Below are 16035 nucleotides of genomic sequence, written 5' to 3'. Positions count from 1 at the left end.
TCGGGTTGAATTTGATCTGTAATTTTAGACGTGAATACGATGGAGTGCATCCAGCGCCTCTTCTTCTGTATTCTTAAAAAACACTCTGCTGCCCTGGTTGCATTCATAGATGAAGTCGTTCAGGCTTTTGCTGTTATAGCCGCTGAAATCACCTACAATGGCAATTCTCATCTCATAATTCGTGTATTTCTGCAGAATTTCGCCTGCCAGTCTCGTTTTGAGCTCAAAAAAATCTTCGGTGATCTGATCTTTTCGCAGCAGCATTTTGTCGACATCGTTGTATCGAACATTGGCCATAAGATCCAATGCGTCGTTCAAATTCCCGATGACGATTGCTTCGCTTGAAATAACGGCGACTTTAGAGCTGCCTCTTTGGTCTATAATGATGTGCATAATAAAACTCCCCTTTTAATGAAAATAACAATGCTATAAAATTATTCGTCAGCAAGAGCTCTTCTGATATTGCCTTTTGCCTCTTCGGCCATTTCGGTATTCCGGTCGGTTACAGCTTGCAGAAGGATTAGCATAGGTATATATACGGCTATTAATCGTGCAAGAATGTGGGTCTCCTTGTCCACTTCTCCATACTCTTTGAAAAAATCTGACCGCGCACTTGGCGGCAGGAAACTGTATGCAACACTCAAATCGCATGCCGGATGGCCGATATTCATATCGCCCCAGTCAATAATACCTGCGATGTGGCCGAATTCATCCACCAGCATATTTTTAAAATGAAGATCACCGTGGAGGAATACCTCCTGGGAACGAACCTCTGTAAGCGTCAGTTGATGTATGTAGTCTTCAATAAGGCAATATTCGTCTTCCTGCAGGTGAGGCTTAAGATCCTCCAAGAACGTCAGCATTTTCGCCTTGCGGGATGCGATGTCAGTAAGATTCCGATGATCACGCGGTGCTCCGTTTTGCTCGGCAACCTGTATTGGAAATGCATGCAGACTTTTCAGGAATTGCGCAAGGACAGTTACGGATAAACAGCGCTGTTCATCCGATAATCCTAGCGGAAACTTCCCGGGCAAGTACGTATAGCCCAGAAAAGGTGACGGATACTCCTCATTGCCCTCTCCATAAAATACGGGTTTTGAATATGGAATATTGATCTTGTCCGCAAGCATCGGCAGCAGCCTGCCCTCCATTTCCAGTAATGAAACAGCGACTCCCCTCCTCGGAAAACGAAAAACAAATTCATTCCCCGCCAGATATACAGTATTATCCCAGCCATGATCTAATCTCTTAATCCGTTTGGATGCCAGCTGCGGGAACTGGCCATGAATCAGAGCAGAAGCTAACTCCTCCGAAACATCCCATTCTGCATCCCACAGATTTGTTGGTTCCATTTCATTTCCTCCTTATTATTGATCCATTCCAATCGATTTGGGATCTAATGTAACCTGAAAAAGAACAATAGCTTTTTTAATTTCTTTACAAGCATCCTATACGTAGAGTATGTTTGCTATATGAATGTGTAAATTTGGAAAACAATCATTTCCAAAGCGACTGTACGAAGACGCAGCCTATTTTTTTGCTAGCCCTAAGAGCAATAATGTATCGAACCGAAAAAATCATGGAAACGAAGAAACCGATTATCCGTATTTTAACTTTAGCTTGTCAGTTTCTACTTTTACATAAGAGGTGTACATTTAGCGTGATGGCATGGATAGACTTCGTATTATTTATCCTTTTATTTGCTTTATGGGTATATGTATTTGTATCCGTTACGATTACCAAATTGCATAAGGCTTACTTGATCTTCCACTTTTTTATGATGTTTTGGCCCTTCTGTCAGTTTGCCATAAAAGCAACCGAGAATTCAACAGTTCAATACTTCTACGTTTTGCTTGCTTTTGTGGATATGGGACTCCTTGCCGTCGGCTGGTTATTTTTCACGCTTTTGTTAACAAACCATTCTCTGCCAAGCAGGAAAACATCCCTCCTGATTCCATTACCGGCATTGATCGGAGCCTTGGCGTCCATCATCAATCCGAATTCCTGGTTCGTTCAGCCTGTAAACGGCGGCTACTTCCAGCGGACTTATGGACCGATTTTTTGGATTACGGCTCCCATTCTGATCGGATATGGAATCGTTTCGTTGTACATTATCTATCAGACGTTGGTATCGGACAATGCCCCGCGAATCAAAAAACAGGTAAAACAGGTACTCCGGGGAATTGTGGTCGTGATCGCATTTATCTGCGCGGATATTTTAGTGAACGTGGTTTTCCCATTCTCTCAGCAGGTTATACCGGGATTGACATCGCTTGGCATTTTGTTATCCGCGGTCTATTTCGTTATTGCCATTCATCGGGATAAGGTATTTGATCTGGTGAACATCGCCCATCAAGATATTATTAATACGATTTCAAACGGAATTCTGGTGCTTGATGATAATGAGAGAATTGTTGAGATCAACCGTACACTAGCGCCGTTTCTTAAACTGAATATCGGCGATCGATTCGAAATATCCAATATTTTTCCGGAACGAGGGACCGCAGAGAAGTGGGAGATTTTTATTAACACTTACCTGGAGTATCCTATGAAGCGCGCAGAGATAGATATCCTTTACCTGCAAAATGATCCCTGTTACGTCCAAATTCAGGTCTCTCCAATCCTGGTTAGCGGTACAAGAGTCGGACGAATCGTCACGTTTCAGGATATGACCGAGATTCGGCGCCTCATTGATGAGACGTCGCTTCAGAATGAGATTCTACAGGAGCGGAACCAATCCCTTATTACGATTCAGCAGGAGCTCCATCTGACCAACCAAAAACTTCAGGAAATGGCGGTAACCGATGGCTTGACAGGCTGTTATAACCGACATTATTTAACGCAGCAGCTGGAACATGAAGTGAACAAAAACATAGAGAATCAAATTCCTTTCTCCATCTTGCTGCTGGATATCGATTTTTTCAAGCTGATCAACGACAATTACGGGCATATGGTCGGTGACGAGGTGATTTGCGGCACGGTGAGCTTGATCAGGCAGACGCTGCGTCCGTCAGATATTCTAGCCCGTTTTGGCGGTGAAGAGTTTATCATCTATTTGCCCGATACAGCATCGGAGGGAGCCAGCCGACTGGCTGAACAAATCCTAAATACCGTCGAATCGAACGCGATCAGAGTTCCCCATAGCATACAAACCTTATCCATTACGATCAGCATCGGATTGCTCTCCATTCATCAATTTCCGGTGGACAATCCTCTGAATTCCAAAGATACGCTGAACGACATGTTCCAATCGGTCGATCAAGTCCTGTATCAAGCCAAAAGAGAAGGACGCAACCGGATTGCAAGTCTAGTGAAATAAGGTTATACCCGGCAATCACTTCATAAAATGTCGGGGGAGCAAGCACATAGTCGCTTTAAAAGCCGCCAAAATGGCGGCTTTTTTATATTAAAAAAGACCAAGATCTTGTCCCGGGTCGAGGACAAGATCTTGGTCTTTTTGTCGGCTGGTCAGGTTCTCCTCCTCATATGGAATGCTTTCCGGTTCTGGTCCGAAACTAGCCAGCTTATGGGGTCGTCTTTACTTAAGTGACTCCAACAGCTCGCCCAAGCGATTCCAAGTTTCGGTGATTCCTTGCATCATACCCATGTCCAAGACGGTTTTTAAGGCCTCTGCCGACGCATATTCAGAACGATTTACCAATTTGGTCTTGCCGTCCAGATCGATAAATTCTATCGTGATTAGGGACCCTGGCATGGACTCGTTGATATTGCCCTCGGCATCCGAGAAGTAATCGGTGTAGATAATCGTCTCCGGCTCGACAATTTCCTTATAAATGCCTTTTCCCCAAGATTCCATGCCGTAAAATTGACCCTGATTCTGATCAACACACTTCATGCAGTAATGCCATACCCCGCCAGGACGGAAATCGATGGTACACACCGGTATCTCCCAGCCTTTTGGTCCCCACCAACGCTTGAGATGCTCAGGTTCCTTAAACATCCGGAATACGAGATCACGCGGCGCATCAAATACGCGCTCCAGCACCAGGACTCGATCGTTCTCTACGTTCGATACCATTTCGTTGTTTGACATTGTTATTACTCCTCCTAATGAAATGATGTTATGGTTTTTCCTTGTTCTGTAGTTCCCGCAGGTAATGGTCCAAGTTATCCAATCGTTCTTCCGTCATGTGCCGGAAGGACTGCAGCCAGATATCCATCGCTTGGAATGGCTCAGACCGGAGTGTGTAGATCCGACGGTTCGCATCGATTCGAACTTCCACAATCCCGCTATCGCTAAGTACTTTCAAATGCTTCGACGCTTGTGGTTGGCGAAGACCCAGCCGATCGGCGATTTCTCCCACGGACAGAGGACCGTCGCGCAACAGTTGAACGATATTCATACGATTCGTTTCAGCTAATGCGCTCAGCGTCGTTATGTCCATTCCGGAGTTCTTCATGACATGATGGTCACCTCTGTATTTAATGGTTTCTCGTTTATTCCCCTCCTATATTTAGGATAACTTCCATCCTGATGAAAATAATATACCCAATAAGGAATATTCTCGTCAAGGAATATTATAAATGGACTTCTTCGTTACAATTACCATGAGGTTTGTATCTGACTTGTCATCGCCTAGCGTTTCAGGGAGGGGACATAGTAAAACCTGAAGCTTGGAGGAGTAATTTGCTGCTTTCGCTGCCGGAATAAGCCTATATGATCTCGTCATTGATGTCCTGATTTTTAACCAAATCAAGTTGGACCAGGTTCTTGTCTTTTACATAAATAGGTACTTTAAACCAAAAAAGCCGCAACGATGCGGCTTTCAAACGCTAATGTTCTTGTCATCCTGCAGTAGCTCACCTTGTGTTATCGTCTCATTGATCCAACGAACGACATCAGCAGGATTTTCCGTAATAAAGAAATGTCCGCCAAGGAACCCTTTCATTCTGTAATCGTAGCGTGTATATGATTCCCATTCATTCAAAAAGCTCCGGTTCTCTAGGAGATCATCATGACCATAAAGATTCTGGACAGCTCATAGGCGAGTACTGCCCCTAAACTATGCCCAAAAATAGCAAAAGGTGACTCGTTAAGTTGGGGCCGGATTTTTTCAAATAAATCCAATACAGCCTCCCGAAGATCGGAATGTAACGGTTCCCTAAAACGCCCCCTTCTTCCCGCTAACTCTAGGGGGATAAGCTTAATGGCAGGATCTAAACATTCCTGCCAAGACCGATATGCCGAAGAAAGACCTCCGGCATAAGGAATACAAAATAAATTGACGGACGTATCCTTTTTCATTCGTATCCCCCCACTTTTCAGACAGTTTTACGTTTCAATGCTGCTGAGTGAGCGAAGGGTTTGGAGTCGAAGCCAGCTGGCTGGCTCTTCCCTCTAGCCTGTTCATGATACTCAGGAACAAACCCGCCGCTACAATTCCTGTCCCAAGGAACAGTAGTCCCATTAACCACGAGGGGAACCAATGTCCGATCGTAATCGCGGCACCCCCCAGCATGGTAGAGGCTCTGCCTACAAGACTGTTCACCGCCATATAGACACTTCGACTTTCCACTGGGGCAATATCTGCCAGATAGGCTTGTTTGACGGGGTAGAACATGAGCTCTCCTATCGTGGCTGGTACCATCATGATTAACAGAAGCCAGGCATTATTGCCAATGGCTACAAAGTAATATCCTACCGCATTCAGCAGAATCCCAGAAATTAATAGCCACCGATCTTTAATTATTTTGCTAAGTATTCCAACTGACAAAGAGAAAAGGATGACGATGATCGCATTCTCTGACCGCAGTAAACCGAATAACTCCACACCACCTACCGATAGGTGGATATTGCCTGTGTCCCATAATCTAAAATGATCCGTAATATTGGATAACCTTACTCCGGTGTAGTTCATAACTTGAAATTCCATCGATAGTGCGAGGGTAGAAGCCAGCACATATATCATAAAAATCTTATCCCGCAACACGATTTTGTAATCCGGAAATATCTTGGTAAGCTTTACGCGTTCTTGGATCGCTGGAAAGAAAGTCTCCTCTATACAAAATCTCACGATAAAAAAGGAGAGCAAGGACCCCACAGCCGCTATGATTAGCAATTCAAAAAAATGACTGGAGAACAGGACCCCGCCGATTCCGACACCAACCGCTAATGCCATATTGGAAGACCAATACTCTAAACGGTAAATCAGTTTCCGATTATCTGTTGTGCTCACATCTACAACCATGGCTTGGGCAGCGGGAAGTGCAAGCCCGCTGCCAATGTTAAGTACAAGCATCATGATAAACGTAAGACTTGGCCATATATGCCACGGAGAATTAGAGAATATTAAAACAACCAAGGAAATAAACCGGAGACCCTCGGAGAAGAGCATGATTTTTTTTCGTCCCAACTTGTCTGCCAATTGGCCTCCATACAGGCTTGCAACTAACCCGACAATAACGTTAACGACAATTAAAATCCCCGCAAGCGTCTCACTGAAGAATTTAGCATAGTAAATGGCCATGTAAGGCAAGAACATGAATGTAATGAGTGATGTGAAAAAAGACTCTGTAAGCCGGATTTTGATATTGAGATGAAGTTTGTTCATGAAGATCCTCATTTCAAGTTTTAAAATTGGATTTGCGTAATATAATCGCTTTCTTCTTCTTGATTCAATTGAATGTCATGTTCCTGCAGCCAACTGTCCGAGAAAATCGTATCGTAGTATCGTTCTCCACGGTCGGGGAGAATAACGAGTACCTTTTGTGAAGCAGGAAGTGAATTCGCCAGTTTCAGTCCGGCATGAACAGCGGCACCTGATGATCCGCCCGCCAGAATTCCTTCTTCAAGGGCAAGCCTCCGGGTCGTATGAAAAGCATCTCGGTCGGTGACATGAACCACTTGGTCAAAAAGTTCACGTTGCAGATTACCAGGCACTACCGCTGCCCCCAGGCCTACCTGGAGCCGCGGACCCGGAGGTGTCCCAAAAATAACCGAACCTACCGCATCTACAGCCAAAACCTTGATATGAGGAATCAGTTCCTTAAGTCCCAAACTGCAGCCCGTCGATAACCCCGCGGTTCCCACCGGTGTAACTACCCAATCGAGCTCTTGCCCGAAATCGTTGAAGATTTCCCTTGCAGTTCCCAGACGATGCGCTTCGGGATTGGATGGATTATTATACTGATTCGGCCAAAAGACGTTGTCCATCGTTTCGCTAATCCTCTTAACGATCTCCAGTCTTGCGGATAAGAAATTGCCGTTCTCGTCCGGTTTATCTACCATTTGGATTTCTGCTCCATACGCCTGCAAAATCCGCAGGTTAACTCGATTGATTTTGGGATCGACTACCGCAATCATCTTGTAGCCCTTGAGGCAAGCAATCATAGCCAGCCCAATCGCTAAATTTCCGGAAGACGACTCAACAATAACTCCCCCTGGTTTTAGATCACCGCACATTTCAGCATGCCGGATAATGTTTTGAGCCGTTCGGTCCTTCATACTGCCACCGGGATTATAGCCTTCCAATTTCACGTAGACTTGGGCCCCGTCAGGAGAAGCCATTTTATGAATCGGAACAACCGGCGTTCTTCCGATTAGATCGATTACAGATGAATAGATCATATGCACATCCCGCTTTCTTTGCTATAGTCTTGCGGCAAAGGGACTCGTTAGGAACCCGCAATCAACCAGGTAATCAAAATATTTTCTTAACAAGGAGTCATCCACTTTAGGGCAAACGATCGAACTGGATTGGAGCATTTCAATTGCGTTTTGCGAATCATATGTTTTACCTTGAATGGGTACTTCGTCTTCTGTGGAGTGTGGTTCTTTTTCCGGAGCAAAATAGAATAAAAAGGGAGTCAGTGCATTGTCCTGCGATTCTTGGATGGCTTGCTCCAGCTTTTCGTTCCACTCATTTACCGAAATTAGATCAAGATGATAACCATATCCTCGAATCCATCCCAGCAGAGCAAGCCAGGTTGAGGTTTCCTGGTTGGTAATGTGATATACAGGATGCTTGGATTCCTTTTGTCTAGACAAATAAACAATTGATCTTGCCACATAATCGACCGGAGTAATATTGACATACAAATCGGTGTAAGGAGCGACCCCCATTTGAATACAACCTTTGACCATACGGAAGACAAAGTCATTCGTATTGCTTCTTCCATGCAAGCTGCTGCCCGTAACATAGGCCGAGCGGTAGATGGATACCGGCAGACCTTCAGACCGCGCCTCCAACAGCAGCTGCTCCGATGCCCATTTGGATTCCGCGTAACCCGTTTGGAACGTTCTGTATTGCCGGGTATTTTCATTTTCATAACAGTCATATGTTAAAGGCAATTCCGGAGAGTCGAACACGGCAACCGAAGACATAAAGTGAACGGGCTTTAAGGAAGTGTCGCAAGCCAGCCGAATTATCTCTTTCGTTCCCAGAACATTTGCACCCCTGAGTTCGGAATAAGGATAAATCCAGTTCACCCACGCGGCCATGTGATAAATAACGGAGATTTTACTGGCAATCTCGTCAAACTGCTCCTCCGTCATCCCCAGATTATCCTCTTCCAGGCTCCCAAGCACAGGAATAATGCGGGAAGCTGATTCCTCCGGCCAAATCCAGTATTGCAACATATTGTCACGAATCCGGTCTTTAGCTTCTTCCGCAGTCTTCGCCCGGACGAGACAATAAATGTCCGACCCGGTTTCCCTAAGCAGGTCATAAAGAACATGCGAACCGATAAAACCTGTGGCCCCTGTCAGGAAGATTCCCTCTACTGATGAACTCCGGCCGTCTGTACTTTGAGTGTCAGCAAGAGCATGGATACTGTCCCTCAATTCCTGATCCAACTGAATATCGTCAAGAGCGCTAATCGCTGGAGAATTCATAGAAGTATCCTGTTCCCGGATACGATTGACCGCATTCGCGATTCCCTGCACGGTCGGAGCAGCAAAAATGACATCTAGGGAAAAATGGGACTGAAACGCTTTGTTCATTTTAGATAATAACTGTGCAGCAACGAGTGAGCTTCCGCCCAGATCAAAAAAGTTATCTTGAGGACCGGGATTGTTGACACCCAGAATTTCGGCAAATATTTCCGCAATGATGTGCTCAGAGCTGTTCTTTGTTGCGGGACTTATCGCGCGGCTGCTTGTTTCACCGGTCTCCACCTTGTTTTTCGCAGCCGATGGAGATTCGCCCCCTTCTTTCGCTCCGCGGCCGAAAATGGCGGAAAGATCTGGATCGATCCAATAGCGCTTTCTTTCAAACGGATACGTCGGCAGCGGAACACGGCGGCGCGCTGTCTCACCACTCTGCAATTGCTGCCAATCAATCGTTTGCCCATATAGCCAGTGCGTCCCTGCCAGCGACAGAAGCAGGAAAACATCAGATTGATCCTGATTGGACCGTTTGAGCGTGTTCAGTACGACGGGACTCTCGCCGATTTCTTCGTACAAACTTTTAATGCATGCGCCGAGACTTTGACCAGGGCCAACTTCGCTGAACAGGAAGTGGGGATTTTGACGGATCAACTCCTTAATTCCGGCTGCAAATCGCACGGTGCCCTGGAGATGCCGTGACCAATAAGCGTGATCCGCTGCTTCATCTGCGGTCATCCAAGTACCGGTTAAGGACGAGACATAAGGGATACGAGGCGAATTTATTCTCAAGTTTCTAACGGTACGTTCGAATTGATGCACACCCGACTCATCAAGTTCATTGGCTGCAATATAATGGGAACTTTGCAGCGACCTAAAATTGACGCCCTGTTCCTCAAGTCGAGAGCTCAACCGCCGTATCTCTTCTTCCTCTCCCGCTACCACGCAAGAACTAGCTCCATTGACGGAAGCGACTCGTATTCTTCCGTCAAGTTCAGGCGTAAGTTCATCTTCTGAACGTTCAACATAGATCACAGATGCAGGCTTAAGCGTTTGGAATAGACGGACGCGCGCCGCGACAAGCGCAGTGGCATCTTCGAGACCGATCATGCCGGATATGCAGGCCGCCGCGTATTCTCCCGTTCCATGACCGATTACTGCTGCAGGTTGAATGCCCCATGAGAGCAAAAGAGAAGCAATCGCATACTCGACGGAAAAGATAACGGGCAAACTAGAGAAGGAGTCCAATGTCCGACTGGAATCTTCGTTAGATTTCCATGAACCAATTTGTTCACGAATGTCAATGTTGAGATGAGCTTTGAACAGGTCGGAGCATCTGTCAACTTCCTTTTTAAATAACGGAAACGCCTCATACAACTCTCTCCCGATGCCTTTGTACTCCGCTCCCTGTCCAGGGAACATAAAAATGCTGGCTCGTGCTTCGTCGGAGGAACCTGACGGGTCATCCAAAAAAGTGCCTGCACGTTTATCTCCTGGATGCTGCAGAAGATCGACCGCATCGCTCTTGTCACGGCAGACGAGCATTCTGCGATTCTGGAAATTCTTCCTTCCATGCTGCAGCGTATACGCTACATCGGATAATTTCGCCGTTTCGTTTTCCCGAAGGTACGTTTGTAAATTGTCTGTCATTCGCTCCAAGGCATTCGGCGTCTTTGCGGAAAGAGGAAGCAGCTCCCAGCGTTCTGACTCCTGCGTTTCCGCTAACGGCGGGGTCTCCTCCATAATAAGATGGACATTGGTACCCCCTACGCCAAACGAGCTGACAGATGCCCTTCGAGGCATATCGCCTCGCTCCCATTCCATGAGCGAAGAATTTACCATAAAGGAGGAATGCTCCAAATCAAGCCGGGGATTGGGAGCGGTATAGTGCAGCGTTGCCGGAATCTGACCATGTTTCAATATCAGTATCGTTTTTATGAGTCCAGCTATTCCCGCAGCGGTGTTCAGGTGCCCCATGTTCGTCTTGACCGATCCCAGTACAATTCTTTGACCATCCGGTTCGGTATGATAGCATTGCTTCAATGCCTCAATCTCGATCATGTCGCCAAGTTTGGTGCCCGTTCCGTGGGTCTCAATATAGCCGATACTCTCTGGAGCCGTTGCGGCCATGCTCAGCGCTTCCGCAATGACTTTCGCTTGGCCTCTGGCGCTAGGGGCAGTGAATCCGATTTTCGTATTCCCATCGTTGTTCATTGCTGATCCTTTGATCACGGCATGAATCGTGTCTCCGTCCTCCAAGGCATCCTCCAGACGCTTCAAAAGGACAACGCCAACACCGTCTCCAAATACCGTCCCATCCGAGTCCTTGTCAAATGCCCGGCAATGTCCATCCGCGGAATAAATATTACCTTCTTCATATAGATAGCCCGACTTATTCGGCATTGCAATGGAGGCCGCACCAGCCAACGCTGTATCGCACTCTCCATTAAGCAGGCTTTGACAGGCCAAATGCACGTTAACCAATGCTGTCGAGCATGCGGTCTGCACCGTCATGCTGGGACCTTGAAGATTCAATTTGTAAGATACACGAGTACTGAGAAAATCTTTGTCATTTAGGAGTTTGCTCTGCATTTTTCCAAGCTCTTCCATCACGTCGGGGCGGCTGAATATATGAAAAAGAAAATAAGTGCTCTCTCCCACGCCTCCAAAGACACCGATCCGGCCATCGTAACCTTCCGCATGGTAACCCGCCATTTCAAGGGCCTCCCAGGCGCATTCTAAAAAAATGCGCTGCTGAGGGTCGGTAAGACTCGCTTCTTTAGGGGTGAATTGAAAAAAATCGGCGTCAAAAAGATCGATCCCCTCCAAAATCGGCTTAGCTCTTACATATTCGGGAAGTTCATACACGGAAGATGGAATTCCGGACCTTTTTAAATCTTCCTCTGAAAAAAACGTGATAGACTCGACACCATTCCGGAGGTTATCCCAAAACTCCTCCACTGTTTTCGCACCGGGAAACCGGACGGACATTCCCACAACCGCTATGGCATTATCCTGCTCTATCTCGTAATTCACCTGAACGCCTCCTATTCCGGGTTATTTTCGTGAACCGCGCGCCTGTTTCCGTTTCTTCATCATTTCTTTCCGCTGCTCGGCTCGTTCCATGATCTCCGTCAGCTCTTCCTGGTTCCGTTTGTCCTGCTCCTCTGCATCCTGAAGCAGCATCGTCAGCGACTTCACTGTCGGGTATTTGAATAAATCTGCGATTGCAATCTCGCAGTCCAGTTCTTGCTGAAGTCTACTGTGCACCTGCATAAGCCGGAGCGAATCTCCCCCGATTTCAAAGAAATTATCTTCAATTCCAATTCGGTCTTTTTTGAGAACCGCCTGCCATACGTCAGCAATAGTCTGCTGGAGCTTGTTCTCCGGGAGATGTATAGGTTCTTCCCTTTGCTCCTGACACTGATCTGGACGGGGCAGTTTTTTTCGATCCAGCTTGCCATTGGGTGTTAAAGGCAAAGCGTCCAAGACGATGAACTGCGAAGGTATGCAGTAATCGGGTAAATGCCTCTTCAAATCTGAACGTAATTCCTTGACCGATACAGCCATTTCAGAATAGGGGACCACATATCCCACCAGATATTTCTCTTGGTCATCGTTTTCCATCGCGACCACTACGCTCTCCCGTATTGCCGGGATGCGAGCGAGCGCAGTCTCGATTTCACCGATTTCGATCCGGTGGCCACGAATTTTTACTTGATGGTCGATTCGTCCGAGAAATTCCAGATTACCGTCTTCCAAATAGCGCACCAGATCGCCGGTCTTATACAATCTAGCCTCCGACGAAGTGTGAAAAGGATTAGACAGGAAGACCTCAGTCGTTTTTTGAGGATTGTTGATATACCCTCTTCCTACTCCGATCCCACCAACATACAGCTCACCCGGTACACCAATAGGAACGAGGTTTAAGTGCCGGTCCATCACATACATGGACATATTGGCTACCGGACGTCCGATTGGCACGGTATTCCAAGGTTCGGACGGCTCCTGATAAATAGGATAATGCGTCACATCATCGGAGCACTCCGTCGGGCCGTAAGCATTCATCATGGGAACATGGGCATATTGTTTAAACCACTGCCCCACCAAATCCGGCGGAAGAGCCTCCCCAGTAGGTACCATCCAACGAAGAGAATGTAATGCGAGCTGCTCTTCCAACAAGCCGGTTTGGTCTAACATGGTACGGATGACCGAAGGCACCATTTCAAGAATGGTAATCCCTCTTCGTTCAATAACCTGCAGCATAGCGGAAGCGTTATAAACCAGTTCTTCCTCGCAAATATGCACGCTGCCACCTACTAATAGGCCGGCCAAAAATTGCCATACGGAAATATCAAAACATTGAGATGCATTTTGCGCGATAATGTCGTCCCCGGTAAGATGCAGGTCTGATATTTTTGCATACAGGTGATTCATCAACCCTTTGTGCTCGACCATGGCCCCTTTCGGCTTACCCGTAGACCCGGATGTAAAAATGATATATGCCAGCTGTTCTCGGTCCGGAAGCTTTTGAAGAGGCTCGGTAGAGTGCGACGCCTGAAGCAGAGCAGTCATCGAAACCATATCGCAAATACGGTGTCTGGACGGGCTCTCCTTCTTCTGCTGAAGAGAGGTAACAAATTCTTCCGCAGCGATCACCATCCTGCTGCCGCTTGTTACGATCATCTCCTGAATCCGTTCGTCAGGGTAGCGTGGATCCAAAGGAACATACACTCCTCCTGACTTCAGAATGCCTAAAAGAATGACTAGGAAATCTAGATTTCGTTCGCCCAGAACAGCGACGCATACTTCCGGCCCGGCTCCTTGTTTCATCAGCTCCCGTGCGACTTTATTCGATCGTTCATCCAGTTCCCGATAAGTAATATGTTGATCCAGATACGTTGCAGCTATCCTGCTTGGGTATAGAGCGGCCCGCTTTTCGAATAGCTGAGGGAACGAAGATTCTGTAAACTCCGAATCCCTGGCAGGTTCTTTATGGTTCCATCGGTACAGCAGCGTCTCTACTTCCTCTTCCGACAATAGATTTTGTTGCATAAACGGACTCTCCGGATCGTTCAGCAAGTTAGAGAACGCCTTCTGGTAATAGCCTGCTATGTTACGAACCCGACTTTCGGGAAGAATACCGGCATCATAATGCAGCTCAAAGCGAATGTTCCCTGCAGCAATTTCACGCCCAAACTCAGCACGAAGTGGAAAATCCGTCTCAAGCACGGCATCCATATCAACTAGGCTAAGATCCGCCAAATCCAGCAGTTTTTCCGCCACGTGAAAGTGAGTATAATTAAAGACCGTCTCGAATAACCTCTGTCCTCCCAAGCCTCTTTGAATCTGGGCCAGTGGATATCGGCGGTATGGCAATAAAGCGGTCTCCGTTTTGTAAGTTTCCCGAATTAAACCGCTCCAGGAACCTTCTGATAAGTTAAGATTTAATCTGAAAGGAACCGTGTTTAAGAATAAGCCCAACATGCTTTCCCCGCCGGGCAGTTCAGGTCTTCCGTTATGCTCCAGCCCCGTCAATACATCCTCCGTCCCGCCAAGGAGGCCCATGATTCGCAAGTGGACCGCCAGCAGAATGCTTTTTAACGGAACGCCCATCTGTTCTGACAGCTTAATTAGCCCATCCGAAACATGCTGGGAGATATCCACTTTCAAATAACGTATCAGTATTTCTCGGGTGGCATCTGATGGAGATGAAACACGCGGTACAGCACCGAATGTCATCTCCTCCAGCGTCTCCTGCCAGAAATGTTTGGCTTCATCTGAAGCCAGTGCCTCTCTCTCCAAAGCCACATATTCCCGGAATGGTACCGGTTCTGTGCTCTTCGCACGGACTGTCCCGGCAATCCGGTTCGAATAATCCGTAAACAGCTCAGTGATTAATGAATTTACGCTCCAGCCGTCCAGCATGGAATCATGAAAGCTAAGCGTTGCACAGTACATCTCATCGCTCAAGATGTGGACAAAGAACCGAACCAAAGGCTGGCCCCAATCGAACCGCAGCTGACGCTCGCTCTCCTTAAATAATCTTAGAGCCTCCTCCTGCTCAACTACCGTTAATGCTCTGAGATCTGTGATCGTCAAAATCTTTTGCATCTCCGGATGAATCATTTGAATCGGCTCCGTGTAAGTCGCCAAATCAAATGTGGTTCGCAGGATCGGATGACGCCGAACCAAATGCCGAAGGGCCGCTGCAAAAGGCTCGGAGTAAAACCGGCTATTGATTGTAAAGCTCATCATATCGTGATAAATCGCCGTGTGCGGACGCAGCTCGCTATGATAGACAAGACCGGCTTGAAGCGCGGTCAGAGGGTATGCATCCTCAATAGCAAGCTCCCTTAATCTACTTGCATCAGCGGGCGATAGTAGCGAAAAGGCTTCAATAGGGTCCAGGTTTTCAAGGCTATCTGCGGCTTCGATTTGGCCGAGCAGAGAGTAGATCGTAGGGTATTCGAAAAGTTGCTGCAAAGTGAACAATATCCCCTCGTGGCGTGCCTTGGACAAAACGGATATACTGCGAATGGAATCTCCGCCCAATGTAAAAAAGTTATCATGAACGCCAACCTGCTGTACGCCAAGCACCTCTTTCCAGATCTCCGCCAGCTGCCGTTCAGCAGGGCTTTCCGGGGCTACAAAAGCTGCTTCTACCTCCGACCTAACATCCTGTGGCATAGGCAACTTCTTGCGATCCGTTTTCCCACTCGGGGTCAGCGGCATCCGTTCCAGCTCCATCCAAGCCACCGGCACCATATACTCCGGCAACCTCCCTTTCAAGAAGTTCCGAAGCTCCGCCGCACTGGTGATTCCCGGCTCCTGGCTTACCCAGTACCCGATCAGCCGCTTGCCGCCCCGCTCCTCATCCCGGGCGATTACCGCGCTCTCCAGAACTTTCGGATGCTTCAGCAGCGCCGCTTCGATTTCTCCCAATTCAATCCGGAATCCTCTCAGCTTGATTTGGTCATCGCTCCGTCCTGCGTACTCCAGGCTTCCATCCGGTAAGTACCGTGCCAAATCTCCCGTTTTGTAGATTCGGCTTCCCGCTTCATCTGAAAACGGATCAGGAAGAAATCGCTCTTGCGTCAGCTCGGGCCGCACGTGATAGCCTCTGGCCAACTGTATGCCGCCGATGTACAAATCCCCCGTCACTCCAACAGGCACCGGCTGCATGGCCG

Annotated in this window: 10 protein-coding genes; 1 reads left to right on the top strand and 9 read right to left on the bottom strand. The window is 47.4% G+C overall.

What is annotated here, in order from left to right; all coding sequences use genetic code 11:
- Positions 1-24: 24 nt before the first annotated feature.
- Positions 25-393 (bottom strand): DUF4180 domain-containing protein, encoded by a 369-nt coding sequence (locus tag GRF59_RS00050; protein ID WP_160495651.1) that lies wholly within the window; start codon positions 391-393, stop codon positions 25-27.
- Between the two features lie 41 nt (positions 394-434).
- The gene (locus tag GRF59_RS00045; RefSeq protein ID WP_160495650.1) at positions 435-1352 is read right to left on the bottom strand and encodes a phosphotransferase; all 918 of its coding nucleotides are present in this window, start codon (positions 1350-1352) and stop codon (positions 435-437) included.
- A gap of 311 nt (positions 1353-1663) precedes the next feature.
- Here GRF59_RS00045 and GRF59_RS00040 point away from each other — a divergent pair, with 311 nt between their 5' ends.
- A complete protein-coding gene (locus tag GRF59_RS00040; RefSeq protein WP_160498041.1) occupies positions 1664-3319 on the top strand; it encodes a histidine kinase N-terminal 7TM domain-containing diguanylate cyclase in 1656 nt (551 codons plus the stop codon).
- 219 nt (positions 3320-3538) lie between these two features.
- Here the strand turns inward: GRF59_RS00040 and GRF59_RS00035 are convergent, their stop codons facing one another.
- The 7 genes from GRF59_RS00035 to GRF59_RS00005 form a co-directional block, all read right to left on the bottom strand.
- Positions 3539-4054, bottom strand: coding sequence for an SRPBCC domain-containing protein (locus GRF59_RS00035; RefSeq protein ID WP_160495649.1), 516 nt, complete (start codon positions 4052-4054; stop codon positions 3539-3541).
- Positions 4055-4082: 28 nt separating this feature from the next.
- On the bottom strand, positions 4083-4421 hold the full coding sequence (locus tag GRF59_RS00030; RefSeq protein ID WP_160495648.1) for an ArsR/SmtB family transcription factor: 339 nt from the start codon (positions 4419-4421) through the stop codon (positions 4083-4085).
- A 542-nt stretch (positions 4422-4963) separates the two neighbouring features.
- Positions 4964-5266 carry a thioesterase II family protein gene (locus GRF59_RS00025; RefSeq protein WP_160495647.1) on the bottom strand — a complete coding sequence of 101 codons (303 nt, stop codon included), beginning with the start codon at positions 5264-5266 and terminating at the stop codon, positions 4964-4966.
- Positions 5267-5300: 34 nt separating this feature from the next.
- Positions 5301-6572, bottom strand: a complete 1272-nt coding sequence (locus tag GRF59_RS00020) for an MDR family MFS transporter (protein WP_160495646.1) — start codon at positions 6570-6572, stop codon at positions 5301-5303.
- Positions 6573-6592: 20 nt separating this feature from the next.
- On the bottom strand, positions 6593-7588 hold the full coding sequence (gene sbnA, locus GRF59_RS00015) for a 2,3-diaminopropionate biosynthesis protein SbnA (protein ID WP_160495645.1): 996 nt from the start codon (positions 7586-7588) through the stop codon (positions 6593-6595).
- A gap of 21 nt (positions 7589-7609) precedes the next feature.
- Positions 7610-11881 carry a type I polyketide synthase gene (locus tag GRF59_RS00010; RefSeq protein WP_160495644.1) on the bottom strand — a complete coding sequence of 1424 codons (4272 nt, stop codon included), beginning with the start codon at positions 11879-11881 and terminating at the stop codon, positions 7610-7612.
- Between the two features lie 21 nt (positions 11882-11902).
- Positions 11903-16035: non-ribosomal peptide synthetase (locus tag GRF59_RS00005; RefSeq protein ID WP_160495643.1), on the bottom strand; the 4133-nt coding region annotated here is incomplete at its 5' end.

The sequence above is a fragment of the Paenibacillus dendrobii genome (genome assembly GCF_009807035.1).
In the GTDB taxonomy this organism is placed as follows: Bacteria; Bacillota; Bacilli; order Paenibacillales; family Paenibacillaceae; genus Paenibacillus_AQ; species Paenibacillus_AQ dendrobii.
The sequence above is the reverse complement of the archived record's forward strand: the minus strand, read 5'-3'. Positions and strand labels throughout refer to the sequence as shown.

Coding starts and splice junctions, on each gene's coding strand:
- GRF59_RS00050 (WP_160495651.1), bottom strand. CDS start 393: ATGCACATCATTATAGACCAAAGAGGCAGCTCTAAAGTCGCCGTTATT.
- GRF59_RS00045 (WP_160495650.1), bottom strand. CDS start 1,352: ATGGAACCAACAAATCTGTGGGATGCAGAATGGGATGTTTCGGAGGAG.
- GRF59_RS00040 (WP_160498041.1), top strand. CDS start 1,664: ATGGCATGGATAGACTTCGTATTATTTATCCTTTTATTTGCTTTATGG.
- GRF59_RS00035 (WP_160495649.1), bottom strand. CDS start 4,054: ATGTCAAACAACGAAATGGTATCGAACGTAGAGAACGATCGAGTCCTG.
- GRF59_RS00030 (WP_160495648.1), bottom strand. CDS start 4,421: ATGAAGAACTCCGGAATGGACATAACGACGCTGAGCGCATTAGCTGAA.
- GRF59_RS00025 (WP_160495647.1), bottom strand. CDS start 5,266: ATGAAAAAGGATACGTCCGTCAATTTATTTTGTATTCCTTATGCCGGA.
- GRF59_RS00020 (WP_160495646.1), bottom strand. CDS start 6,572: ATGAACAAACTTCATCTCAATATCAAAATCCGGCTTACAGAGTCTTTT.
- sbnA (WP_160495645.1), bottom strand. CDS start 7,588: ATGATCTATTCATCTGTAATCGATCTAATCGGAAGAACGCCGGTTGTT.